The following is a 25,850-nucleotide window of genomic DNA, read 5'->3' as shown; positions in this document are numbered from 1 at the left end:
GGTAGTTATTCCTCAAAGATGGCATTTACGACGATGTATCCATTGTATGTTTCGGGCGCGTTCTCCAGAGCAGCCTGCTGGGGCAAAGAATCCGATACGGTATCATTTCGCGTCACATTGGTAAGGCCGGTTACCTGGCTTGTCGGCTCTACATCTTCGGTGGATATTTCATTCAGCCGGTCTATATACAACAGTGTTTCGGTAAGTTGTTTGCCGAGTATTTCCAGGCGTTTTTCATCGAGTGGCAGGTTCGCAAGTTTCGCCACATGTTCTACGTTGATTTCCAAGCTTCTCTCCTTTAGGGAATAGACATGATTGCGCTTCACTATCCTACTACAATGCTCTCGCCAGGTCAATAATGCTGCTTTCTGGCCCAGGGCCTGCACCCTTAATCGTCCTGTTTCTGGCTTTTGAGTGGGAGCGTAAAGTAGAAGGTAGCGCCTGACCCTTTCTGGCTCTCTACCCAGAGCCGCCCATGATGCTGCTTGATGATCTGGCTGGAGATGTATAAACCAATGCCCAGTCCCGAAAAGGGTTTATCGTCGCCATCGCTGATCTGGTAGAAGCGATCAAAAATTTTCTGTTGATGAACGCTCGCAATGCCTTTCCCGAAGTCCTGCACGCTGACGATTGCCTGTTCCTGATCTGCTGATACACGAACAATGATCTGATCGGCATCGGGAGAATACTTCACGGCGTTGGTCAGCAGGTTAATTAACACCTGTCCAATACGGTCTTTATCGCCAACTACTTCAGGCTGTGAGGTGCTTTCAACGCGCAGGTGGTGCGTGCGCATGATTGCCTGCATGACTTCGACGGTCTGGTCCACCAGCTCGTTGAGGTCGAAGGTTTCAATATTGAGGGGAAGTTTATCCTTTTGCATTTTCGAGATGTCAAGCAGGTCTTTGATCAGTTTCGTAAGCCGGTCCAGTTGACTATCCATGCGCGCAAGATATGGCAGTGGCTCAAGTATGTCCTGCCTTTCAAACATGCGTTTCAGCAGTTGGGTGAAGCCTTTTAGACTGGTGAGAGGGGTTTTCAGTTCATGACTTGCCATGCCGATGAAGGCATCTTTGCGTTGCTCAAGCTCTTTTTGTTCCGTGATATCGCTGAAAATGCTGATGGCCAGTTGCACGGCGCCATGTTCATCAACAATGGGAGTTGACTTGACTAAAGACCAGGCAGAGGCGCCACTCTGCATATCCAGGAAATGAATAACCTGTTCCGCAAATTTGTCTCCCTGCCATACCTTCACTGCTGGGAGCTCTGCCAGCGTGAGAAGGCGATCATGTTCATCCTTCATCTGGAAACGAGTGAGATGCAGCTCTAATGCCTGCCTGTCGAGCGCAAGCATCTCTTGCGCGGAGGAAAACCCACAGCGCCGCGCGCCCGTGTCATTGGCAAAAATGATGCTACCACGCGTGTCCTGTACTGTGATACCATCGGCAACATGCTGGAAAATCACCTCAAGCTGCTGTTTGGCCTGCCATAATTCGGCCTGCAGGCGTTTTTGCTCGCTGATGTCTCGCGCGATGGTCGAAGCGCCGGTAATCTTGCCTGTCCGGTCCCTGACAGGTGAAATGGTGATGGAGACATCGAGCATGGTTCCATCTTTTCGCACCCGTTTCGTCTCATAGGGTTCGACGCGCTCCCCTCTTTTGATGCGCTCCATAATCTGGAAAAACTCATCCTGTCTATCAGGGGGAAAAATCACGGTAATGGATTTGCCAATTACCTCTGCGGCGCTGTAGCCATACATTCTCTCGGCAGAGGCATTCCAGCTGGTGATAATCCCGTCAAGCGTTTTGCTAATGATAGCGTCGAAGGATGAAACAACGATAGCAGCGAGCCTGTGGCGGGCGTCTTCGGCCTCAGAACTGTTTTCTATTGGCACAGGAAATCGATGCTCACCTTCAGAAGGGCTATTTTCGTTCCACGCTTGCATGTTATTCGAATTTGCAGTGCCTGTTTGCATTCCCTTTTGAGAAGCAAGCGGGTCATGCATAAACCAGGTTCCTTTCCAATCGATCCCCTTTTTTCTATTACAGCACAATGAAACGAAAAGTTACAGTTTTTGGATTTGATTCGGCAATTCTGTGGGGCCGATAAATCGGCGCTGCCCGCGATAAATCGGGGCCTACATCCTTCCCAATATGACTTGCAAGCTCCGGGATCACTAGCGTGCGTGGAAGCCACCTATCCCAAAATCACCCGCAAGCTCCGCGATCACCAGCGTACATGGAAACCACTGAGATGCTGCGTTGGCGATCCCCATGTTATGCGTACATCGGTGACATGGGCAGCTGATGGACCCTGTCTTAGCAAGGTAACAAGGCGTTCGAGTGCGGGGCGCGGTCCTTGAGCCACTACTTCTACACTGCCGTCATACTCATTGCGTGCATATCCTCGCAGTCCCAGCGCCAGGGCATGTTCTACGACAAAGTAGCGAAAGCCCACACCTTGAACGCGACCAAGTACATATGCGTGTAACTCCTGGATATAACCAGGATTAGCTTGATTCATAGTTTGATGATAGCATAAACGACATGAACCTACCAGAGAGATCTTCTGGTGATCAGGGCGATTGAAAAGTCGCGAGACCGAGCTTGATTTTGTCGGAGCGCCTTCTAAAGTTGACCTCACTTGACGCGACTTTTCAATCGCCCTGTCATACTGAGCGCATGAGCCGAAGCCCTGAGGCACGAAGGGGAAGAATCACCCCCTTTTTCAGCATCAATTCAGCCAGGGTTGATAAAATGAGTGCAAACATGCAACAAAAGCCATTTTTATGACGTAGTAATATACACAACTATTTTTTGGAATCGCCTGGTGCTGCACCTTTTTCCTTTGTACTGGCGTATTAACGTGGTACACTATGGAATGATGGGTGTTCATATTGTAGGGGCGTAATACATTGCACCTTTCATCGGACAGCACTACACGAAGTAGGGACAGTGCCTTTGCCTGTCCTAGCAGGTGCAAGGTCAGGCTGCCAGGAGAAAAAATTCATATGCAGTCAATACAAGATTTAGCTAACGCGGTACAACGGGTGATCAGCAATGTTGAGAAAGTCATTGTTGGAAAGGCCGAGCCGGTGGCTTTCAGTTTGATAGCCGTGATCTGCCGGGGGCATGTATTAATTGAAGATGTGCCGGGCGTTGGCAAAACCGTTCTTACCAAGGCTATTGCGCGTTCTATCGGATGCACATTTAAACGTATCCAGTTTACTCCAGACCTGCTCCCAAGTGATGTTACTGGCGTCTCTATTTATAATCAGAAGACGGGTAATTTTGAGTTTCGTGCAGGCCCTATTATGGCGCAGATCGTGCTTGCCGACGAGATCAACCGCGCCACTCCCAAAACTCAGTCAGCCCTGCTCGAAGCCATGGAAGAAAACCAGGTCACGATCGATGGCGTGACGTACCGCCTGCCGGAACCCTTTATGGTCATGGCGACACAGAACCCTATCGAATACGAGGGCACATTCCCATTGCCCGAGGCGCAGCTTGACCGTTTCATGATGAATATCCGGCTGGGCTATCCAAAGGCCGGGGACGAAATGAATATCCTTGATACGCACCAGTTTCATCATCCCCTCGATGACCTGGCGCAAATTATGACGGCTGAAGAACTGGTGCAAATCCAGCAGCAAGTGCGCAGCATTCATGTTGATCCCTCGATTCGCGAATATATCGTGGCCATCGCCAATGCTACGCGCAACCATAATAATATTTACCTGGGCGCCAGCCCGCGTGGGTCTCTGGCGCTCTTCCGCGCTTCCCAGGCTCTGGCCGCGATACGCGGTCGTGGCTACGTCATCCCCGATGATGTCAAGCTGCTGACCAAACCTACATTAGCGCACCGCATCATCGTTACTCCCGCGGCCCGCGTGCGCGCCATTTCATCTACTGCCATCCTGGATGAAATTTTGCAGAGCGTACCGGTACCTGGCGCGTGGGTCGGCGGTGGAAAGGGGCGCTGACCTATGCGGCCCTGGCAGGCAATCATACTGATAGTGCTGCTGGCTTTTTTCTCGATCAGTAGTGGCTGGCACGTACTCTATATCTTGACCTATGTCCTGCTCACCTTATTTATCCTGTCCTGGCTGTGGGCGCGTTATAGTCTGAGCAACCTGGTCTTTCGTCGCAGTTCCGCTACCGGGCGGGTGCAGGTTGGCGAGATGTTTGACGAACGGCTGATGCTGGATAATGTCGGAATCATGCCCAAACTCTGGGTGCAGATTGCCGACGGCTCGACCCTACCGGGGCATCGAGCAGGGTATGTTGCCAGTATGGGCGGGCGCAAGCGGGCAACGTGGCGGGCGCGTACCGTATGCCGGCAGCGGGGTCGTTTTCAACTTGGCCCGGTTGTTGCCACCAGTGGAGATCCATTCGGCCTCTTCCGGCGGCGCGTCTTCCTCACCGCCCAAAAAGAACTCCTGGTGCTGCCACGCGTTGTACCGCTCACCAATTTCGCGCTCTTTACCGGCGGCCTGCCTGGACGTGGCCGAAGTTCGCGGCGAGCATTGCAGACAACCACCAACGCAACCACTATTCGTGATTACACCGTCGGTGACGCCCTCAATCGTATTCACTGGCGTTCCACCGCGCATTATAATAAATTAATGGTGAAAGAATTTGATCTGGATCCCGCAATGGATGCCTGGATCTTTCTTGATCTGCATGATGCAGTGCAGGCCGGCGAAGGCGAGCATTCAACCGAGGAGTATGGCGTCACCATTGCGGCTTCGATTGCAGCATATTTGTTGCGCCAGGACCTCTCGCTTGGTATGATCGTCAATGCAGAGCAGCGCGAATTTCTTTCACTCGACCGTGGTGATCGGCAACTTGAGCGCGTACTAGAGATGCTTGCAGTCGTAAAAGCGGGACCTGGACCGGACTTGAAAGAGGCGCTGGCCCTCGATGCTTTTCATTTTGGTCGGAACACTGTAGCTATTGTCATCACACCCTCAACCTCGCGAGGCTGGCATGATGGCCTGCGCCACCTGCAAAGACGCGGCGTTCAGGTGGCCGTCGTCGGCTTAGATGCCGCCTCGTTCGACAACCGGCAGCCCGATGAAGACACCCTGGCTCTGTTGGAGGGCGCAGGCATTCCAGTGTTGCGTGTCAAATGCGAAGAGTCATTGGAAGAGGCACTCGAACGGGAACCGGAGGCCCGCTATGCGCGACGGAGGTAATTGCAATGCAAGATGCGACCGTTGAACGGCTAACCAAGATCATCGCTGAATCACGCCAGCGCGATGATAAGTCGGGAAAGAAAGGGCCTTTCCGCAGGCCGTCGATACAGTTTCATATGGGCCTGGCGGAGGGATGGTTTTCACTCTTCTTGCTGGCCGTCGTCGTGTATAGCACTATCTGGTGCGTGCAGGCAGCGGGCTGGGTGGATCACCTCAATATCCTGACCCTCACCACCGCTATCGGTTTGATCGCAGGTGTCGTTGCGGCGAAACAGCGAAGTCTTTCACGTTTCCTCGTCCATGCCTTCGCCGTTCTCTTTGCGCTACTCCTGGCAATCTGGCAGACGACAAGCGCAGACTACGCAGGCAGCTTTGGCGCGTTCTTTGCCAGCATACATAACTGGATCATGTTGGCGCTTGCCGGTGGCACCAGCAGTGATGACTCGATCTTCCTGTTCTTGATTATCGCGCTCAGCTTCCTACTGGCCTATACGAGCGCGTGGCTGGTGTACCGTACACGCAGTCCATGGCTCATGATCCTGGCGAATGCCGTGGTGTTGCTGATTAACCTGAGCTACATCGAACCAGGCTATATCGTTTTCCTGGTGGTTTTCCTGGTGGCTTCGCTGTTGCTTTTGTTGCGTATCAATCTGTATGAGTCGTCGGTACGCTGGAAGAAGCTTGGCCTGCGCTGTGCTGATGATCTCGGTTGGGAGTTCATGCAGGCCGGGGCGCTGATCTCTATCGGCATTCTGATTGTCTCGTGGCTCATTCCCTGGGGCTATACCAACGATGCCGCGTCTCAAATCTGGAGCGCCGATAACAACCCCTGGGTTGAGATTCAGAATACGTGGAACCGGCTTGTTTCTGTAAGCGGTGGTTATAACCCGGCCAATCATGGGAATTTTACGGATACACTGACATTAGGTGGCAATCCCAATCTGACCAACGTTGTCGTCCTGACCATGAAAACCGATGATGATACGCAGTATCTCGAATCACTTACCTATGATACCTATACCGGTCGTGGCTGGCTCATTAGCCCTACCTATGGTACTGCCTACAGAGCCAATGATTTCGATTATGATCAAGCCCAGTACACCGACCTGCGCGCAGTGCATCAGAATATCAAGATAGTCAATCCACCAGGCGAACAAAAAGCCTACATTCTCGGCGCTCCCCAGATCGTTTCCACCAACCAGAATGCCCAGGTCGTCAGCAGTAGCGCCAATGATGCGGTTGTTTCATGGCTGCGCACAAATGGCAAACTTGCCGCGGGAGATTCCTATAGCGTTACCTCGTATGTGTCCGCCGCCGATATCAAAACGCTCGAATCGGTACCGCTGCCTGCGAACGCTCCCACCTACCCACCCAACTTCGATGGTCAACGTTCCGTCAATTATTACGACACGAGTATCGTGCGTACCTACCTGCAGTTGCCATCCGGTCTCGATCCTCGCATTTACCAGGTAGCGAAACAACAGACTGCCGGTGCCACAAATATGTATGACAAAGCCGTCGCGCTCGAATCGTACCTGCGCAGCTTTACCTATGATGTCAATGTCAGCCTGCCCCCGGGTGCGGAAGGCACATCCTGGCTGCTCTTCCAGAGTGGGCATCGCGCCTATTGTAACTACTTCGCCACCGCGATGGCAGTCATGGCGCGCGAACTCGGCATGCCGGCGCGTGTCGTCGCCGGCTACACCCATGGTACCCTCGACCCCAAAACCAAAGAGATGGTCGTGCGCGGCACCGACGCCCATCTCTGGACGCAGATTTACTTCGCGGGCTACGGATGGATCAACTTCGAGCCTTCGCCCAGCTTCTCGCAGTTCACTCGTCCTCTCACCAGTTCGAATGGGAATATTACCGTGACGCCAGGAGGGCCCGCCGGTAGTGGTAAGTCCAATGGCCGTGGTCGAGTTGGCTTACCGAATGAAACAGGCAATACCAGCACAGGCATTCCTGCAACCCCCGCTCAGCAGCAAGCTCAGATCCGCCAGGATATTGGCCTGGCCCTCTTTGCCATTGTCATACTCATCCTGCTTGGCCTGCTCTACTTCAGCTTCTGGTGGCGCCGGCTCTTCCGAGGTCTCGCCCTCTCGTCGCAGGTGTATGGCCGTCTCTGCCTGCTCGCTAACTGGGCGGGCATATCCCTACCACGCTCTAAAACACCCTACGAGTATGTCCATGCGCTTGCCGAAGTCGCACCTGACCAGGCCGTCACGCTTGAACGCCTGGGGGATATCTATGTCCGCGACCGCTGGGCCGATCCCGCAAGTCAAGAACACCCGCGCAGCACCGGGGAAATACAAGAATTACCGACCCTCTGGAAACGCCTGCAGCCGCGCCTGTTCATGTACGTCCTGCGCCATCCCCACTTCTTGCGATGGCTCCCGGAGCGTATTGGAAGAGTTATAAGCCAACGCAGGCGTAGGAGACGAGCTCACGATATCCTGGATGAGGATATTTGATGCTCGAGTGAGGCGGGTAGCAAATGCTCCACTAAAAATTCTCAGTGCCAGCGTTTACATACCAGAAAGGATAGGGGTTATCCGGCGTCGATTTTGAGTGATTTCGAGATGGGAAAGTTAAATGCCTGTTAAATCGCGAATTGCCCTTGACAAAACGCCGGTTTATCCCTTATACTCGAACTAATGGAGATTGCAGGCGCAATCTCTAATCTTGTCTAGAACATAAGCTTCAACACCTGAAGCATTACTTGCACAAATCTTTTCGAAAGGAGAAGGCTAGCATGGCTAACTCAGCTACTTACACAAAGTGGCTTAGCATCACCAGAATGCGCAATGATTCTGCCATTTACGGCTATGCTATGCCCTTCTGCATGATGAGGGAGTGCATCACCGGCATCGGTAAGCAGTCTGGACCAGTTTTCGGTATCGCCCAGAGGGTCAGTATGCCCATTTCGAGGGGTTCACCACCTATTTCAGATGATTGAAAAGGTGAAAAGTAAAGAGAAACCTCAACCGTGGGTACTGACGAAAATGAAATTCAGTCCCACGGTTTTTTAATGCTTTTTTTCGTCGCTCAGGAAAGAATAGAACAATGGAAGGAGAATGCTCGTGGCAATTACAGATCTCAATGAAACACCGCTCTTAGGGAATATTGTTATCGATCAAACGAAGGATGCTGTGGTGATAGACGGCGTCTCTAAAGTGTTCAAAAAGTCACGCCCGCTGTTGCGCTGGCCTGGTAAGAAGCAGAAAGAGGGAAAAACGGAGGTCGTCGCCGTCGATAATGTGAATATGGTGGTAAAGCGCCGCGAGATCATGGGTATCCTGGGCGCGAATGGTTCCGGTAAATCGACGCTCATCCGCATCCTCTCAACGCTGTTGATTCCTGATACAGGGCATGTCAGCATCTTTGGTTACGATGTTGAAAAGGATGAACGCATGGTGCAACGACTCATCAATCGTGTGAGCGTTGAGGCCTCGTTCTTCAAGAAGCTCTCGCCGATGGAGAACCTGATCTATGCGGCACGTCTCTACAACATGCCAGGTCAGGAGGCACGCACCAAAATCCGTAGCATCTTGAGCCGTCTGGGCATCCCTGAAGACCGTGTTGGACAGCCACTGGAGAATATGTCCCGTGGCATGCAGCAGAAAGTTGCCATCGCTCGTGCATTTCTGACCGCACCCATCGTGCTGCTACTGGATGAGCCGACGACGGGACTCGACCCACGTTCGAAGATTGACGTGCAGAACTTTGTCGAGCGCCTGCGCGAGGATCATGATGCTACCATTCTGATCACCACACATGATATGGACGAGGCTGAAGCCCTATGCGACCGGGTCGCGATTATCGACAAGGGACGCATCGTGGCGATGGGCGAGGTGGGAGAACTCAAACGCGCGGTCGCGGAACGCACGGAACGTACAACACCTGTCACCATGAATGAAGTATTCATGCACTATACCGCGTCTCACCTCATCACCGACGCCGATATCGCGCGCTACGGAAGCTGGGAAAAAGCCTTTGAGGCTTACGAAGCGCGACGAGAAGATGAAGAGGAATAGCCTGGGGGCCAGAAGCGCAGCTCGCGAAACGCCTTTTAATGCTCTCGCGCCCTTATTAAGGAGAATAACCAATGTCAATGCTCATGCACCAGGGACGCGCAACTTATGCCTTCTTTGAGCGCAACTGGAACCTGACCAAGCGCTACTGGGCGTGGGAGATCGTCTGGCTGGTTTACAACATAGTCAACGCCATGTCGGTAACCTACATCGGCGCCAGCGCATCGATCATCACCGGCACACCGATCAATACGAGTTACCTGATTCTCTACCTGTTGATTGGCACCTCGGTGTGGTCGTACCTGAGCGTCACCTTCGAGGGCGTCACCGATATGATCACAATCGAGCGCTGGGAAGGGACGATTGAACATACCTTCATGGCTCCCATCTCGCGGTTCACGCACCTGATAGGGAGCTGCTGGTACGCGGTGGCGCATGGTATGCTTTTTACCTTCATCCAGCTGCTCGTAGTGGGAGCGTTCTTCCATCTCGATTTGAGCCATGCCAACTACCTGACGGCCATCTTCATGTTGCTGGTTGGCAGCATCTCGTTCATCGGTTTCGGCATCGGCGCGTCGATCCTGCCGCTGCTCTACACCGAGCGAGGCTCGCAGATGTCCTATATTGTGCGCGCCATCTTGCTGCTCGTATCGGGTGTCTACTATCCGATCAGCGTCCTGCCAGGATGGATGCAACCGTTCGCACGCATCTCGCCCGCAACGTATGTGCTTGAGGGATTGCGCGCGGCTTTGCTGAATAACCAGACGATCTGGTCGGCAGAGATATGGAGTTATACCTGGCCGCTGATCATCACCGGCATCATCAGCGTACCGCTCGGAATTTTCGTCTTCAGGCTCGCCGAGCGCTACGCGAAACGCACCGGTAAATTGAAGAGAAATGGATAATGCCGGGTTTTAGCCCCGGCCGGGGCCGATGAATCGGCGCTGAGGTCGATCAATCGGCCCCCACATTCCCAGGGCGAAGCCGGCAGAAAGGAGAGAAACTCAATGGCGAATATACTTTCAGAGGCTTATCAAGTGCGCCGCCCAACAATGGACGATGTAGAAACAGTAAGCGAACTCTTAAATACATGTGATATCGCGGAATACGGTGTGCCGGACATTACGCTTGATGAGCTACGAACCGTGTGGCAGGCCCCATCGTTCCACCTGGATACGGATGCCATGATGGTCCTGGCGCCGAACGGTCAACTGGTTGGATACGCGGACATGGAGCAACGGCTGCACGCGAAAATCTTCACCTTTGTTCGCGTGCGACCCGGATATGAAGACCAGGGTATTGGCGAACATTTACTTCAATTGGCTGAGGCCTGGGGACGCCAGCAAATGGCCGAAGCCGATCCTGAAGCGCGTGTCACCTTGAATAGCTGGGCCAGCTCCAAAAATGAGACCGCACAGCAACTCTTTGAACGAGCAGGCTTCCAGGCTGTACGCCACAACTGGCGCATGGAAATCGATATGGAGACTCCCCCGCCGGAGCCGGTATGGCCTGAGGGCATTACGGTGCGCACATTCCAGCCGGGTATGGATCGCCAGGTCTTCGAAATGATCGATACGGCTTTCCAGGATCACTGGGGCCACCTGCCGGGAAATTTCGAGGACTGGCAGCACTGGATGATTAGCAGGGAAACCTTTGATCCGACGCTGTGGTTTCTGGCATTCGAAGGCGAACAGATTGCCGGCGGTGCGCTTTGTAACGATGAAGTGGATATGGATTTAGGCTGGGTTGGCCAGCTAGCCGTCCTGCGTCCCTGGAGGCGCAAGGGGGTAGGATTAGCCCTGTTGCTTCATGCATTCGGGGAGTTCTACAAACGCGGCAGGCGCAAGGTTGGCTTAGGTGTCGATTCACAGAATTTGACTGGCGCAGTGCGGCTCTATGAACGGGCCGGTATGCATGCTGCGCGGCAATACATCTCCTATCAAAAGGAGTTGCGTGCCGGTAAAGAACTGAGCACGCAGACGATCGCAGTGTAAGCGAAGGCTCCCAGGGTATCCGCGACGATGCCCTGGGAGCGGGAAACCCAAAGGGGTCTACAAGATCGGAGAAAATGACTATGGCTGTACTACTAAAAAATCTATTGGCGCGTGCTCCAAAGACCGAAGACCTGGAAGCTATCAGGGAACTGGTGCTGGCATGTGACACAGCCGAGTTCGGTGCGGCGGATAACACGATGGAGGATTTACTCTCCAACTGGCAGCAGTGCGGGTTCAACCTCGCCACCGATGCCTGGGTCATAGTCACAACGAAGGGACAGTTAGTTGGATTTGCGTGTGTGTGGCATCGCGACCACGAGCAAATCTCCATGTTCCTATGCGTTCACCCTGAGTATCGCAACCGTGGTATTGGCACGCTGTTGCTGCGGCTGGTAGAGGAACGGGCGCGCCTGCATGTCCTGTATGCGCGTCGCGGAACTCGCGTCACATTGAGAGGAACGGTCGCAAGCAACAATCAACAGGCCAGGCGCCTGTTCGAACGCGAAGGCTACACATCCGTCCGGCAGTTCTGGCGGATAGCCCTCGAAGTCGAGGAGGCCCTGAGCGCGTCTAAGCCGCAGGGCAAGTTGCAGATTGAACTCGATGTTGATTCGCTGCGACTCTATGGCGCAAGCCAGTGCTACGAACGCGATGCGATCTTCGTCGTCCACCAATACAACACTTATGAGAAGGAACTACGCGTAGGAGAAGATTCCATGCTCCTGGATGGGGAATGGGATACAATTTCGTGCGCCAGCTAGATACGCATCTCGATCCTTATGAATTTTTCCAATCGAAGTGGGGAATCCGGTCGTGTCATTCTGAGCGCAGCGAAGAATCTGTGCCTTGGGACGCTGAGATTCTGAGCGCAGCGAAGAATGACACGAACTGATTGCCCCATTCGGTTGGCAAAATCCATCAGGGGGTGTGAGTCTGTAAAGAATAGAGGCAAAATTATGGCATACCTATTTCCGAGAGATTTCCTTATACGTCCGCCAACGATGGATGACGTGAAAGCCGTCACGGAGCTAGTAAACGCCTGTAACCTCGTTGAGGTAGGCGAGCCGGCCGATTCCGAAGAGGATATACGCAACGGCTGGCGGATGCCGGGCTTTGATCTTGCAAAAGATGCCTGGGTAGTTGTCGCACCCAACGGACAAATTGTGGCGCGCGCGAGCCTGGGGCATAAGGATATTATCCATATGTACACGACGCCCCGTGTCCATCCCGCTTATAGAGGGCTGGGCATCGAGGCTCACCTGCTGCGACTGGCCGAAGAGCGAGCTCAGCACTTCATTCCTCAAGCTCCTGAAGGCGCTCGCGTAGCGCTCAATTCCTGGGTCAATAGCCACAATGTAGACCTGGCTCGAGTGCTTGAAGAAGAGGGTTTCAAGCGCATCCGCATTCATTGGTCGATGGAAATTGAGTTCAATCAGAGGCCACCTGCGCCGGAATGGCCGGACCATATTGGAGTGCGCACATTCCAGCCGGGCCAGGAACGTGCAGTGTTCGCGGCTTTCGACGAGGCTTTCCAGGACCACTGGGGATATGTACCGGGAGATTTTGAGTCCTGGAAACATTGGACGTTGGATCGCGCGGACTTTGATCCGTCGCTGTGGTTCATTGCATATGAGGGAGATGAGATCGCCGGCATTTCGCTCTGTGAGTATTCGCTGGGAACGCCATGGGTTGGTGATTTAGCCGTGCGTCGTCCCTGGAGGCGCAAGGGTCTGGGTATGGCTTTGCTGCGCCATTCGTTCGGTGAGTTCTACCGGCGTGGTTCGCGTAAGGCCCGCCTGGGCGTCGATTCGCAAAATCTATCCGGTGCCACCCGCCTTTATGAGCGCGCCGGTATGCATAAGGCCCACGAGTCGTACAACTATGAGAAGGAACTGCGCGCAGGTGTCGAATTAGCCACGCACTCGCTATCAGTATAATTACCGTGTCTTAAGGCGGTTACTTTCAATCTGTTTGTGCCGTCATGATACGTAGAAGTAGTGGGCGGGCAATACGTGTGTACACGGTAATCGTCGTTTTTAAGCAAGGCCAGGGGGTTGCCATCCCCTGGTCTCGCCGGGCAGTTAATCCTCACTATGTAGCTGCTATTTTACTGTGACAGATAGTGGCCATCAGGCAATTGGACACCGGATAGCTTGAAGAACGTGTGCTAAAGAGAGAGAGAAATGACAATGTTTGTCGTGGGGGCACTGGCTCTGAGTTCAGCAGGAAACGAAGGAATGCGGCCACTTCTACTCGCATTGTTGCTAATAGCCGTTGTCTTGATACTTGCGGGCAGTGTCATTGCCCTATTGACGCTACGCAGCCAGCGGAAAGAACATGTTGCTCGTATCGCCGTCGAACCATCCAACAACGAAAAAGAATAACATGCTTCGACGTTCGGTCATACCACTGCTCGTCGGCACGTTTATCTTACGCCTCAATGGTGGTGCGGGAAATATCATCCTGGGGCGTTTCCTGGCGGAGCTTTCGCTGCGTCATGGTCGTGTGATTACCAATATCAATGTTGGCATGCTCTCGGTGGCTTTTTTTGTTACTGAGCTGACCCTGGCCCCCGTCATGGGCGCATTCAGCGACCGCTGGGGGCGCCGTATATTCCTTACTATCGGGCCAGTATTGGGCCTGATACAGGTAGCGCTACTCTTTTTTACTCCTTCTGAGAATGCTCTACTGTACCTGGTAAGCCTGCAAGTCCTGGCAGGAATATCCTCGGCCATGCAGGTGCCTGCCGTCCTTGGCTATCTCGCCGACTACACGGCTCAGAATCCGGCCCGTCGCATGCGCTTCATGAGCTTTTACGAACTTGCGACTAGCGGCGGGTTGGCAGCAGGTGTGGCCGCGGGAGGATTTGCCTGGGATCGTTTTGGTCGCTTCTCCTTCGGCGTGCTTGCCCTCGGTTATTTGCTGGTAGCTCTTTGTATGATGGTGGTGCCGAAAGTCCGGCAAATCATGGATCGTGGTAGGATAAATGCCCTTGCCATGCGCTACTGGCGCATTATCCGCACTCCGCGCCTCTTCATCTTTATTCCGGCATGGATAAGCATCGCGGCTCTACTGGGTGTCTGGCTGAGTTCTCAATTGACCTTCATCCTCTCTGCTCGCAGGCATTTGCCGCACCAGTATTTAATGGGCATTGTGAGTGGTCATGGCGGCGGCGGGCGTTTGAGCCTCATTCTCGGCGCCTATGTCCTCTTCTTCGGGCTTTGCCTGCTCTTCTGGGCATTTTTCCTCAATCGTATACCTCGCCTTGTGCTGATGCTCTTTTCCGTGGCCGGAGTCTACCTGGGCTGTATTGCTCTTTTTGGCATCAACAGCGGCGGTGTGGAGCAAATTCCGGTGCTGGTATTCTGGATTGTGGTGTTGATGCTGGGAATCTTCGCGGAAACTGCCTTCGCTCCGGCGGCCCTCGCGTATCTTGCCGATGTATCTGAGGAGGCGGCCAAGGATCGTGGTCTGCTGATGGGCTTGTATTCTGTTTTTCTAGGACTGGGACAGCTGGTGGGCAATGGATTGGGAGGCGTATTCGCCCAGGTGTGGGGATTCAACGGCTTAATCTATCTCACAGCCCTGCTAGCATTCATCGCGCTCATTTCTCTGCTGTTCTTATTCCGGCAGGAGCGCAGGATTGCTCATAGTACCCAGCATTCAGTTGCGAATTTCGGGCCTGCGGAATAATTCGTTCTTGGGATTGTGTTAACCCGAATAGACAGTTCTTTTTACTCGTCCTCAATGCCATGGCATCTGATCAGCCGGCCGGTAGAGCATCGTACATCTCAAGGCGAGACTGCGGGAGCTCGCTTTTTGCTTTCAAAGAGCATTCATGTGACATAAATAGAAGGAATCGCGGATATGACCAGGAACGCAAGGATTATTGTCACTATTGGACTTATGCTGGGTATGTCGCTGGCAGCGCTTGATACGACTATCGTTGGTACAGCGCTGCCGAGCATCGTCGGAAAGCTGGGTGGCATCACCCTCTATTCCTGGGTTTTTTCAGCTTACCTTCTCACTTCTACTACCACCGTCCCTATCTATGGCAAGCTCGCGGACCTCTATGGGCGCAAACCACTCTTCCTCTTCGGTACTGCTCTATTCCTGCTAGGTTCGGCGGCATCGGGCGCTGCTCAATCCATGGAGCAACTGATTATATTCCGTGCCATTCAAGGATTAGGAGCGGGCGCCGTTTTACCTATCGTCCTCACTATCATCGGTGATATTTTTGAGTTAAAAGAGCGAGCCAGAGTGCAAGGGCTTTTCAGCGGTGTCTGGGGACTTTCAAGTATCGTCGGCCCTGCCATTGGCGGAGTGATTGTCGATCATTTCTCCTGGCGCTGGGTCTTTTACATCAACATTCCTTTTGGTCTGCTTTCGGCTTTCCTGCTGATTATTTCGTTGCAGGAACATGTAGAACGTAAGAAGCACTCGCTCGATTACCTGGGAACAGTAACCCTCACCGGTGGCATTGTGGCGCTGCTCTTCGCCACGCTACAGGGTGGGACAAGCTGGGCCTGGGATTCGCTGCCGAGCATCGGACTTTTTGCTATTGCCGCTATTCTACTCGTCCTTTTCTTGATTCAAGAACGTCGAGCCGCAGAGCCGATTCTTCCGCTGACGTTGTTTAATAACCGCATCATCGCGATTGCGAGCATCGGTGGGGTGATCCTGGGAGTAGTGATGTTCGGTCTCACCTCGTATGTTCCGCTCTTTGTGCAGGGTGTAAAAGGTGGAACCGCGACCAGTGCCGGTATTACGCTTGGCCCGCTGCTGCTGGCATGGCCTATTGCGGCAACGCTCAGCAGCAGGATCGTCATTCGCTATGGCTATCGTTTTACCACGGTGGTAGGGGCCATTCTTGAGGCAGTGGGTGTAGGTATCGTCGCGCTCTTTAATGTCGATACGAGCCTGCCCCTTATCATATGCGCCATGGCTATAACGGGTACGGGACTGGGAATGCTGAGTACAGCCTTTGTCCTTTCGGTGCAAAATGCCGTACCCTGGAACCTGCGTGGCGTGGCAACCGCGTCAACCCAGTTCTTTCGCACGATTGGTGGCACCGTCGGCGTAGCCATCATGGGAACGATCCTCAATGCCCAGATGGCCACGCGCTTCGCTCCCATTTTTGCGCGTTTCGCCGGTACCGTAGCGCGTCTGCCTAAAAGTGTGGCTCCGGCAAACGTCCTGCTCACGCCGAATGTGCGGGCCTCTCTGCCGCACGACTTTTTGTATCAACTGCAAGTCGCGCTTTCCCAGAGCCTGTTCTGGGTATACACTTTGATATTCGTCTTAGCGCTTATCGGCCTGGCCTGTATGTTTTTATTGCCGGGCGGCGGCGCGGAACAGTATTCTTATAAAAGTGGACCAGACGATACTGCCGGTGAAGAGGTTGTTGAGGCAAAACCAGAGATTACCTTGATGGGATAAACATGAATATCTTCTGCTTGAGGACTCAGAGGGCCTGAATAAACTCCATCCTGTTGCAAAATGGATCTCGTATCTCAAAAGGCCCTTGAGAGTCATAATTTCCTCATTGCGTACTCGTATCTTTAGGCTGCCGGATATAAAATGTTCCCAGCACCTTCGCGACGGCCTGCTGTTCACCCTCGTTAATGTTATAGACCGTGGCTTCGATTACTGCCGTGGTGCGTCCCTTGTGAATAATTTTGCCTTCGGCCAGCAGGTCGCCGGCCCGTACCGGCTGCATAAAATTTATTTTCGCCTCGATAGTGCCGAAAAGCGAACCCTGGGGAATGACTGGCATCAGCGCCATAGACATGGCCGCGTCGGCAATCGTAAAAATGACGCCGCCATGCACAATCTGCTGTGGGTGCATCAAACGGCTATCCACGTGAATGCTTACCTGTCCTATTCCTGCACCGGCCTTCACAATCTTCATCCCTAGCAGGTGCAGGATACCAAAATTTTTAGGAATCTCTTGCAAAAAATCTGGGGAAAGGTTTCCCCGTTCTTCGTATGAATCTGGCATACCTATCCTTTACGAATAACGCGCTCGATCTCGCGCTTCACCTCGCGTTCGGCGATGGCCTCGCGTTTATCATAGAGCTTTTTGCCACGACACAGGCCCAGTTCGACCTTGGCCCTGCCACCTTTGAGGTACAGCTTGAGCGGAATGAGCGTCAGGCCTTTCGTCGCGACCTTTGCCTGGAGCTGCGCGATTTCACGGTGGTGCAGCAAGAGCTTGCGGTTGCGCAGCGGTTCGTGATTGTAGCGATTGCCATGCTCATAGATGGCGATATGGGCGTTCTCCAACCATACTTCACCATTGCGTATGAGAGCATAGGAGCCGCGCAGGTTGACCTTGCCATCGCGAATAGATTTGATTTCGGTGCCGACCAGTGAAATGCCTGCCTCGATGGTACGTTCGACAAAGTAATCGTGGTAGGCCTGGCGGTTCACCGTAATAACCTTTATCGCCTCGCTATTGTCCGAAGTTTTGACCTGCGTATTTTTAGCATGCGTCTGTTTTGCCATAAACACCTCTTCTAAAAAATCCCACTCTCGACGTTTACTGGACGAATATTAACCAGTATCAATTGGGACGTACTGAGCAATAGACGGGATAGTCTCATGATACAACAATGGCGCATATCAGTCGAGTGGTACAAAATCAGCGCTTGAGGAGGTACAAGCAAGTATGTGGAAATCTTTACACCGCCCTTTTTTTCTTACCCTTATTACCGGCTTTCTGTTTTTGTTTTTAGCTGCCTGCAGCACAACTGGCGGCAGTCCGACATCTGTGACGACACCAGCAGCAACCCCAAGTCCCACTCTGGCGAATATCACGCCTTATACTGTGTCCGGTCATAGCGATGATATAACTGATGTGGCCTGGTCGCCGAATGGGAAATTGATTGCATCCTCCAGCAAAGACAAGACCGTGCGCGTATGGGATGCTGTCACCGGTAAGGCTCTCTATACCTTTACGGGTCATTCCGACGAAGTGAACGCTATCGCGTGGTCGCCTGATAGCAAAAGAATTGCTTCGGGAAGTTCTGATGGCACGGTACAGGTCTGGGATGCCACTACTGGAAGCAACGTTCTTACCTTTCACAGCCCGGATTCCTCTGTTGGCGCCGTTGCCTGGTCGCCTGATGGCAAGTTGATTGCCTCTGGCGCGGATACCATTCAGATCTGGGATGCGACAACCGGAAAGACCTCCCAGACTATAAATCCTAAAGCTGGGGTAAACGCTTTGGCCTGGTCTCCAGATAGCAAGCAGATCGCCGCGGGCCATACTGATGGTACTGTAACGGTGTGGAATGCCACCTCAGCCAGCCTTCTTTTTACTGTAGGTCAATCTAGCGACCAGACCCAGGTGAATCCGAATGCCATCGCCTGGTCACCTGATGGGAAGCAGATCGTCTACGGTACTAATACAGGACTGATCCAGGTCTTTGATGCCACGACGGGCAAATTGGGGGTAGTGTATAAGGGTTTTGCAGAAGGAATCTCGGCAGTGAAATGGTTGTCCGATGGCAAGCGTATTGTCGCGGCAGGCTTTGATGGAACGGTGCAGCTCTTTGATGCCGGTACCGGTAGCAAGATCTCTACCTATACCGATCCTTCCGGTGATGTGGAGACGATGGATCTCTCGCCGGATGGGATGTATGTTGTCACCGGAGGCATAGATATGAAAGAGCGAGTCGCGAAACTGGGATAAACCCTGTTGTAGCGGCTTACAAGCATATAGGAATTAGTGGAAGCAGAGGGCTTGAAAAGAGCAAGGAATCTGCTAGACTATAGGGAGCAACGGGAAAACGTTGCTCCAACTTTTTTACTCGCCTTGAGCAACGAGTTTACCCCTCAGCAAAAGAGCATGCGTCTTGTATATGCATATTCCTTTGTTTTGCTAGCGGCAGAGATGCTTCGCTGCGCTCAGAATGGCAGGATGCATGGTGGCCATGCATCCTGCCATTCTGAGCGCAGCGAAGCATCTCTGCCAGGCTTCTATAGAAAGGCCGGTTATGTTCTACCATCTGGGCAAGTTTGCTACCCGCTATCGCTGGTTGATCGTGGGCTTCTGGATGGTCGCTATCGTGGCTGGATTACCATTCGCGCCGCAAGCCAGTTCGGTGCTGCAATCCGGCGGTTTTACCAGTCCTGATGTTCAATCGGAACGCGCTGTTGATCTCCTGACCGCAAAGCTGCATCTCAATCTCAATATTGTCCAGGTCATCTTTACCAGCCAGCGTTATACTGCCTATAGCCCGCAATTTCTGCAAGAATCACAGGAGGCGCTGGCCGGGCTACGCAACTGGTCGGAGGTCTCGGGCGTCATCAACTATACCGACAATCCGCGCCAGGTTTCGCTAGATCAACACGCGGCCTATGCCAATGTAATGCTCAAATCCGATCCGGATAGCGCTCCGAAGCTCTTGCCCCAGTTAGAGCATCGCCTGCAATCCGTTCCCGACCTGCACACAACTGTCGGTGGTGGCCCGGTCTTTTATGAAGATATCCAGACCGTCAGCGAAAACGACTTGCGGCGCGCGGAACTATTAGCGTTTCCTTTTGCCATCATAGCCTTACTGCTCGTCTTCCGTTCGGTGGTTGCCGCTATACTTCCGGCGCTTGTCGGTGGGGGAGCGGTCGTCGTCTCACTTGCGCTCATCTTTGGTCTGGGGCACATAACGCCTCTCTCCATCTTCGTACTGAATATTACAACCCTTTTCGGTCTTGGACTGGGCGTAGACTACTCGCTGTTCATGGTCAGTCGCTTCCGGGAAGAACTCTCGCATGGACGCAGTGTTGAGGAGGCGGTGGCGATTACTGTTGCCACTGCCGGGCGAGCCGTTACCTTTTCTGGCTTTACCGTCTCAATCGGCCTGGCTGGCCTCATATTCTTCCGCATCAACATGCTGCGTTCGGTCGGTATAGGCGGCGTCCTCGTCGTATTGATGGCTGTGCTCGCGGCCATCACACTGCTGCCCGCCGTACTTGCCATCACCGGCACAAGAATCAATGCTTTTCCCGTGCGCATTCCCTGGCCGCGGAAACGCACCGGTGTTCGTTCTATTGCGCCGCATGATATAGCAACACAAAACAGCAAGATAGAACCACATTCTGGTTTCTGGTACCGGCTCTCCAGCCTTGTGATGCGCTATCCCGTGCGTATCCTGGTGCCGGTGCTGCTCTTTTTGATCGCGCTCGGAACGCCATTCCTGGGGGTGCGTTTCTCCGCGCCCGACGCGTCAATCTTGCCGGCCAGCGTCCCGTCGCGAGCGGCATATGACCTGCTGGCCACGCGCTTCAATGCCAACGAAACAACGCCTATCTTACTGGCCGTGCAAACCAGAGGCGACGTATTAACCCCCGATAACATCCGCAAACTTTACCTGTATGTGCTGCGAATTGAGGCCGATCCGCGCGTTGCGCGTGTGGATAGCATCGTCAGCGCCGACCCGCGCTACACGCTCGATCAATATGAACTGGTTTATACCCATCCACAGTTGATAACTGATCCCTACCTGTCAGCCCTGCTCAAGTCATCGGTCGCGGGCAATACGACCATGATCCAGGTCATCAGCAAGTATGATATGCTCGATCAACGGTCGGAAGAGCTGGTACAGACGATTCGTAACACGAACCCCGGCGGAGGAATCACTGTGCTGGTGGATGGAGGAACTGCCGGTAATATCGACTATGTTACCTCACTCTATACCGACTTCCCTAAAGCTGTGCTGATCGTCGCGATTGTCACCTATATCGTGTTGTTGCTCTTCTTCCGTTCAGTGGTGTTGCCATTGAAGGCCATTCTGATGAACACGCTGTCTATTCTGGCGAGCTATGGGGCGCTGGTACTCATCTTTCAGGATGGCTTCTTGCACCAGGTGTTAGGCTTCACACCGCTTGGGTTTGTCGAGGCCTCAAGCCCCATTCTCCTGTTCTGCTCGCTTTTCGGGCTTTCGATGGACTACGAGGTCTTCCTGCTCTCGCGCATCCAGGAGGCATTCTGGCAGACCGGCGATAATACGCGTGCCGTGGCACTTGGTTTGCAGCGCAGCGGTGGCATTATCACGAGCGCCGCCGTCATCGTGATTGTGGTCAGCGCCTGTTTCGCCTCTGCCGATATGATTCTGGTCAAGGCGCTCGGCCTGGGCATGGCGCTCGCGGTCGCGCTCGATGCAACGTTGGTGCGAGGATTGCTCGTTCCTGCCACCATGCGGCTGCTCGGCAATCTGAACTGGTGGCTTCCACTTGTAGGAGTGCAGCGCCATCCTCCTGCGCTTGCCGAGAGTTATGGCCGGTTGAACGAAGGTCAGGAGCCGCACCAAAACACGAGCGAAACATTGAGCGATACCGGAATAGGAGGCGGCAGGCGATGATACAGCATTTCTGGCGTAAACTGGCCCATACAAAATATATCGTTCCTATCATGAGTACAGGTGCGCTGCTGGTGTTGTTGCTCTCAGCGTGTAGCTTTCCTGGCATTCCTTCAACGTCCGCGCAATTGCCGGTTGTAAATTCCACACCAACAGCCGCACCGCTACCGCCTATCCGCTTTCCACAGGATGAGGCGGCACACCGCGACCTCACGGAGTGGTGGTACTATACCGGCCATGTCAATGCTGTGACTTCCGCTGGTACAGCACACCATTATGGCTTTGAACTGGTCATCTTCCAGGCATTGCGCAGCGACCTGCCGCCCGTATACGCAGCGCACTTTGCGATCAGCGACATCACGCGTGGAGAGTTTCACTACGATCAACGCAGTCAGGCCGAGCCGAATGCCGTCATTCCAAATGGCACATCTACCGGCGGCATCTCGGAGCATGTCGGCAACTGGACGATTACCGGTCTGAACGGTTTAGACCATCTCAGCGCCTCTATAAACAATTACACGATCCAGTTCAACCTGCGCGGTCTCAAACCGCCTGTCCTGCACAATGGCAATGGCCTGATTACCTATGGATTGGGTGGATTTTCTTACTACTATTCACGCACGCGCATGGCGGTCTCCGGCACGCTTATCGATCACGGGCAGCCTTTGCAGGTGACGGGTCTGGCGTGGATGGATCATCAATGGGGCAACTTCCTTCCGTCAGGTGGTGGTGGCTGGGATTGGTACAGCATCCAGCTCAAAAATGGTACGGAAATGAAGTTGTACGTTATCCGTGACGCGCAGGGCAACATTCTTTCGACCTATGCCAGTTTTATCGATGCCAGCGCCAGAGATCACCTTTTGCCGGCCAGTGCCTTGAAGATCAGTGTGCTGAATCACTGGAAAAGTCCCGTAACAGGCGCGAATTATCCCTCTGGTTGGCGCCTGCAAATCGATGATCCACAATTGCAAGCCACGCTCACTTTAACTCCAGAATTGAAAGATCAGGAGCTTGTCGTCTACCAATCAACCGGCAATAGTTATTGGGAAGGGGCCGTGAGTATTCAGGGACAGAGCGCAGGCGTACCCGTCAGTGGCGAGGGCTATGTAGAATTGACCGGCTACGCCAATAGCTAAGGTGCTATGACATTATCGCGGCAGAGATATGCTTCATCGTTCCAGGGGAAGATTTTCTGTAGGGACAGGCACCAGGCCCTGTCCCTACAGAAAACCTCCTTGCCAGAATTCCTATGATGCTCGCTAATCGTCGGTAATCGGGACCGGATCGAATTTTCCGCATTTGCGCTGCTGGAGTATCAATGGCTGGTTGTGAACCATCGAGGTATCGATTTCCGTCATGGGATCGCCCGCGTTCACGTCGTCCCGGCCCAGCGACGGAAGATTGAACACCTCCTCGGCAAACTTGAGGACGCTCGAGAAGTCGAAGAGATCATGGCCGATGTGAGGATTACTCGGATCATTATTGGCGTAGGCAAACGGGCTGATAATGAGAAATGGCACGCGGAAGCCAAGACCAAGTTGATCCATTTGCGGCGGGGCCACATGATCATAGAACCCGCCATACTCATCCCATGTCAGGAACACGACCGTGCTGCTCCAGGCAGAAGACTGCATGAGGGCGTTCATCATCTGCACCGTCCAGTTCTCGCCAACGCATGTCGAGTTGGGTGGATGCTCGTCGAAAGCGTCGGGTGCGACCAGCCAGCTAAAGTTGGGCAGCGTATTATTCTTCAAGTCGTTCAGGAAATCCTGGGGCCGAGCATTGGCATTGGGCAACTGGTAATCGTTCTGGTTGGCCTCCAGGGCGTTGAAGATGGTTTGCGACGATGAATAATACTTCCAGGAGATGCCCGCGGCGGTCATCTCATCGGCCAGGTTCGAGTAGTCAAAACAGGGATAGACAAGCTCTCCATCGTACAATTTGACTCTCACCGATGGAGGGTCCAGGCAGCCCCAGGGCGGTGTATGTGGGTTGTCAATCACACTATGGTCGAGGTCCGGTCCAGAGCCGGCGGCGACGGTATACTGGTGATTGGGAAATGATGGACCCATGAGCGGAGCGAACGTGTTATCGTTCAAAACGAAGTTCTGGGCATAGGACCAGTAGTTCGGGATCTGCGCCTGCGTCATTTCCTGGTAGCACAGATAGGGTGGCGCACTGCATTTGTTATGTGCCGCAATGTTGAACGCATCCATCAGACCGTTGTCATAGGCGATATGCGCGGGATTCCACTCGTGGATATAGTTGGGAGATTTATCGAGGCCGGGGTTCAATGGAATCTGTGTTGTGACCCCATTGATCTTAGCATATCCGACGGTTGTCCCATTTGCGCCGGGAAACAGGCCAAAATAATCATCGAAGGAGTGGTTTTCCTTGACGATGAAAATGATGTGCTGGATGGGATTATCTGCCCGGGCATGTGTTTGTGGAGCAAGCGTTTTGGTGATGAGTACCGCGGGCACAATCACAACAAGGATAAGGAGCAATCGAAATCTTCGCAATTCCTTCTTCCTCTCTTCAAACAGTAGAAGTTAGCATTTAGCAGCTCTTGAGAATGTTTTTGGGGGATTCTCCTACCTTTTCATGAATAGGCAGGCAGGAGCATACTTTTTTCAAGTCGATCTCTTTCGATCCCAAACAGGAAGCAGTGGATAATACGGCAATCTTGCATAAGCGAGGAACAATCCCCCTGTATTCTCACTTACGCCTGTTACTACCAAACGCCAAATCAGATCATCTCAGTCCCAAACGGGTTCGGGAACGGGTGTGGTTTCTGCTGCCTCGGCGTCGGGAAAAGTATACCACCAAACCCGAAAAGGTCAAGTAGAGATGTACTAAAGAATCAGATATAGAACACAATTGACAGGAATCGGCTCTATGGAAGAGTATATTCTGCTTCGCCCGGTTTGTCAATGTATTTCTGGTTAAGCTTTGGAAAGAAATAGCATGTAGCTGTGGCCAGGGAAGAGATGGAGCTCTCTGCTCTTGCCGACCCGAGGCCATCAACGCCATTGTTGATCGCCGGGGTCAGGGGACGCCAGTGCCCTGCATTCAGTATACATAACCCATGGTATTTTGCGCAAGTACATAAAATTACCTGGTCTGACGTGGGATCAGGCACAATTTAACGCATCTCCTGCACTACCGGAAGCGCCTGTTGTACGAAACTGGCCGCGAGTTCGAAAGGGAAAAGACTCGTATTGATGAGGAGGTGATATAACGCGGGCTGGTGACCATCGGTACCATAGTAGTGACGGAGATAGGAAGCGTGCTCATAATCGCGGCGCTCAATCAAGCGCGTAGCCTGAGCTCGGTCAAGTTGTAAGCGCTGCATAATATTGGCAACGCGATAGGGGAACGGCGCGAAAATATAGATATGCAGCGTGCGGGGTGAGCTATGCAATAAAAACTGTGAGCCGCGGCCTACAATCACGACATTACCCTCGGTCGCCAACTCTAGAATCACTCGCTGTGTCAATCGCAGGTAAGCCAGTTCATTGACCTGTGCCGGAATCCGCGTTGTCGAGAACAACCTGCTGTAGTTTGTATTGAAAGGATTGCTGGAATTGACTGCATTGAGGATATGCCGGACGTATCCCGCAGTTTGCTCATCGAGGCGGGCCGCGCTCTCTGAAGAGATACCCAGCCGTTTTGCCACCTCGTCGATGATCTCATGGTCAACGTATTGGAGTCCGCTCTCGCGAGCCACGATGCGCCCGATCTCTGCCCCGCCGCTGCCAAACTGGCGGGAAATCGTCACAACTAGACGCCCCTCCGGCGGTATTCCAGATGGCAAAGATTCATCGGCCCAACTTGTTTCGGGCAAGAATTGAGTGGCACTTGAATCCTTTTGCCTCTGAGAAAAACGCTGGTCTTTCTCTTTCCCTCGTCCTTTAAACAGGTATGACATGGCTCGTCCTTGTTGTGGAGTATCGCGCGACATTATCGTACAACATGGCAAAGACGAATTGCAAGGAATGCTGCATCGATTGGAGGGCAAAGAACATGTCATGCCGGGTCTTTAGCTCTGAGGAACGAAGGAGAAGCATCCCTACTGACTGCTGAGGAATCAGCAGAGGAAACAATTGACAGTAAAGGGCTTTAGCCCTTGCATCCTGGTCACGTATCTGGTATACAAAGACTATGAAAAGGAACAGAAGGGCGTCATGTCCTTCACCTTGCGCAAAGCGTTTCTGGCTTTGAAGCAGTTGCCCTCGCTGTGGACAAGAAACCACTTCGCTTCAAC

At 53.2% G+C, this 25,850-nt stretch carries 21 protein-coding genes; 14 read left to right on the top strand and 7 right to left on the bottom strand.

The genetic code is table 11. From position 1 onward, the window contains the following. Positions 1-5: 5 nt before the first annotated feature. From gatC to VFA09_08765, 3 genes are all read right to left on the bottom strand, one after another. Positions 6-287: an Asp-tRNA(Asn)/Glu-tRNA(Gln) amidotransferase subunit GatC gene (gatC, locus tag VFA09_08775; GenBank protein ID HZU67359.1), complete on the bottom strand. Its 282-nt coding sequence runs from the start codon at positions 285-287 to the stop codon at positions 6-8. Positions 288-388: 101 nt separating this feature from the next. Then, positions 389-1,894 (bottom strand): PAS domain S-box protein, encoded by a 1,506-nt coding sequence (locus tag VFA09_08770; protein HZU67358.1) that lies wholly within the window; start codon positions 1,892-1,894, stop codon positions 389-391. Positions 1,895-2,226: 332 nt separating this feature from the next. Continuing rightward, positions 2,227-2,523, bottom strand: a complete 297-nt coding sequence (locus VFA09_08765; protein ID HZU67357.1) for an acylphosphatase — start codon at positions 2,521-2,523, stop codon at positions 2,227-2,229. A gap of 487 nt (positions 2,524-3,010) precedes the next feature. Here VFA09_08765 and VFA09_08760 point away from each other — a divergent pair, with 487 nt between their 5' ends. The 11 genes from VFA09_08760 to VFA09_08710 all read left to right on the top strand — a co-directional run bounded on the left by VFA09_08760 (position 3,011) and on the right by VFA09_08710 (position 16,664). Further along, complete coding sequence (locus tag VFA09_08760; GenBank protein HZU67356.1) at positions 3,011-3,982, top strand: MoxR family ATPase; 972 nt, start codon at positions 3,011-3,013, stop codon at positions 3,980-3,982. A 3-nt stretch (positions 3,983-3,985) separates the two neighbouring features. After that, on the top strand, positions 3,986-5,197 hold the full coding sequence (locus VFA09_08755) for a DUF58 domain-containing protein (protein HZU67355.1): 1,212 nt from the start codon (positions 3,986-3,988) through the stop codon (positions 5,195-5,197). A 5-nt stretch (positions 5,198-5,202) separates the two neighbouring features. Further along, positions 5,203-7,671, top strand: coding sequence for a transglutaminase domain-containing protein (locus VFA09_08750; GenBank protein HZU67354.1), 2,469 nt, complete (start codon positions 5,203-5,205; stop codon positions 7,669-7,671). 609 nt (positions 7,672-8,280) lie between these two features. Continuing rightward, the gene (locus tag VFA09_08745) at positions 8,281-9,234 is read left to right on the top strand and encodes an ABC transporter ATP-binding protein (GenBank protein ID HZU67353.1); all 954 of its coding nucleotides are present in this window, start codon (positions 8,281-8,283) and stop codon (positions 9,232-9,234) included. Between the two features lie 71 nt (positions 9,235-9,305). After that, the gene (locus VFA09_08740) at positions 9,306-10,136 is read left to right on the top strand and encodes an ABC transporter permease (protein ID HZU67352.1); all 831 of its coding nucleotides are present in this window, start codon (positions 9,306-9,308) and stop codon (positions 10,134-10,136) included. Positions 10,137-10,238: 102 nt separating this feature from the next. Beyond that, positions 10,239-11,225, top strand: a complete 987-nt coding sequence (locus tag VFA09_08735; GenBank protein HZU67351.1) for a GNAT family N-acetyltransferase — start codon at positions 10,239-10,241, stop codon at positions 11,223-11,225. An 80-nt stretch (positions 11,226-11,305) separates the two neighbouring features. After that, positions 11,306-11,986 (top strand): GNAT family N-acetyltransferase, encoded by a 681-nt coding sequence (locus VFA09_08730; GenBank protein HZU67350.1) that lies wholly within the window; start codon positions 11,306-11,308, stop codon positions 11,984-11,986. A 195-nt stretch (positions 11,987-12,181) separates the two neighbouring features. Continuing rightward, complete coding sequence (locus VFA09_08725; protein HZU67349.1) at positions 12,182-13,162, top strand: GNAT family N-acetyltransferase; 981 nt, start codon at positions 12,182-12,184, stop codon at positions 13,160-13,162. 246 nt (positions 13,163-13,408) lie between these two features. Then, entirely contained in the window at positions 13,409-13,609 is a 201-nt protein-coding gene (locus VFA09_08720) for a hypothetical protein (protein HZU67348.1), read from the top strand. Position 13,610: 1 nt separating this feature from the next. Beyond that, positions 13,611-14,918 (top strand): MFS transporter, encoded by a 1,308-nt coding sequence (locus tag VFA09_08715; protein ID HZU67347.1) that lies wholly within the window; start codon positions 13,611-13,613, stop codon positions 14,916-14,918. Positions 14,919-15,092: 174 nt separating this feature from the next. Continuing rightward, the gene (locus VFA09_08710) at positions 15,093-16,664 is read left to right on the top strand and encodes an MDR family MFS transporter (protein ID HZU67346.1); all 1,572 of its coding nucleotides are present in this window, start codon (positions 15,093-15,095) and stop codon (positions 16,662-16,664) included. A gap of 103 nt (positions 16,665-16,767) precedes the next feature. Here VFA09_08710 and VFA09_08705 read toward each other — a convergent pair whose 3' ends face one another. Further along, the gene (locus tag VFA09_08705; protein ID HZU67345.1) at positions 16,768-17,226 is read right to left on the bottom strand and encodes a PaaI family thioesterase; all 459 of its coding nucleotides are present in this window, start codon (positions 17,224-17,226) and stop codon (positions 16,768-16,770) included. 2 nt (positions 17,227-17,228) lie between these two features. Beyond that, complete coding sequence (smpB, locus tag VFA09_08700) at positions 17,229-17,732, bottom strand: SsrA-binding protein SmpB (GenBank protein ID HZU67344.1); 504 nt, start codon at positions 17,730-17,732, stop codon at positions 17,229-17,231. Positions 17,733-17,895: 163 nt separating this feature from the next. Between smpB and VFA09_08695 the strand changes: the two genes are divergently transcribed. The 3 genes from VFA09_08695 (at position 17,896) to VFA09_08685 (ending at position 22,719) form a co-directional block, all read left to right on the top strand. Beyond that, the gene (locus VFA09_08695; GenBank protein ID HZU67343.1) at positions 17,896-18,921 is read left to right on the top strand and encodes a WD40 repeat domain-containing protein; all 1,026 of its coding nucleotides are present in this window, start codon (positions 17,896-17,898) and stop codon (positions 18,919-18,921) included. Between the two features lie 241 nt (positions 18,922-19,162). Continuing rightward, on the top strand, positions 19,163-21,586 hold the full coding sequence (locus VFA09_08690) for an MMPL family transporter (GenBank protein ID HZU67342.1): 2,424 nt from the start codon (positions 19,163-19,165) through the stop codon (positions 21,584-21,586). After that, entirely contained in the window at positions 21,583-22,719 is a 1,137-nt protein-coding gene (locus VFA09_08685) for a lipocalin family protein (protein HZU67341.1), read from the top strand. The genes VFA09_08690 and VFA09_08685 overlap by 4 nt, the downstream gene beginning before the upstream one ends. 123 nt (positions 22,720-22,842) lie before the next feature. Here VFA09_08685 and VFA09_08680 read toward each other — a convergent pair whose 3' ends face one another. Together VFA09_08680 and VFA09_08675 are read right to left on the bottom strand one after the other, a co-directional pair. Beyond that, positions 22,843-24,105, bottom strand: a complete 1,263-nt coding sequence (locus VFA09_08680; protein HZU67340.1) for an alkaline phosphatase family protein — start codon at positions 24,103-24,105, stop codon at positions 22,843-22,845. A gap of 623 nt (positions 24,106-24,728) precedes the next feature. Then, entirely contained in the window at positions 24,729-25,514 is a 786-nt protein-coding gene (locus VFA09_08675; protein ID HZU67339.1) for a cytidylate kinase-like family protein, read from the bottom strand. Positions 25,515-25,850: the final 336 nt, after the last annotated feature.

This window comes from Ktedonobacteraceae bacterium, assembly GCA_035653615.1.
Classification (GTDB): Bacteria; Chloroflexota; Ktedonobacteria; order Ktedonobacterales; family Ktedonobacteraceae; genus DASRBN01.
This window is presented reverse-complemented; position numbering and strand designations above follow the sequence as displayed.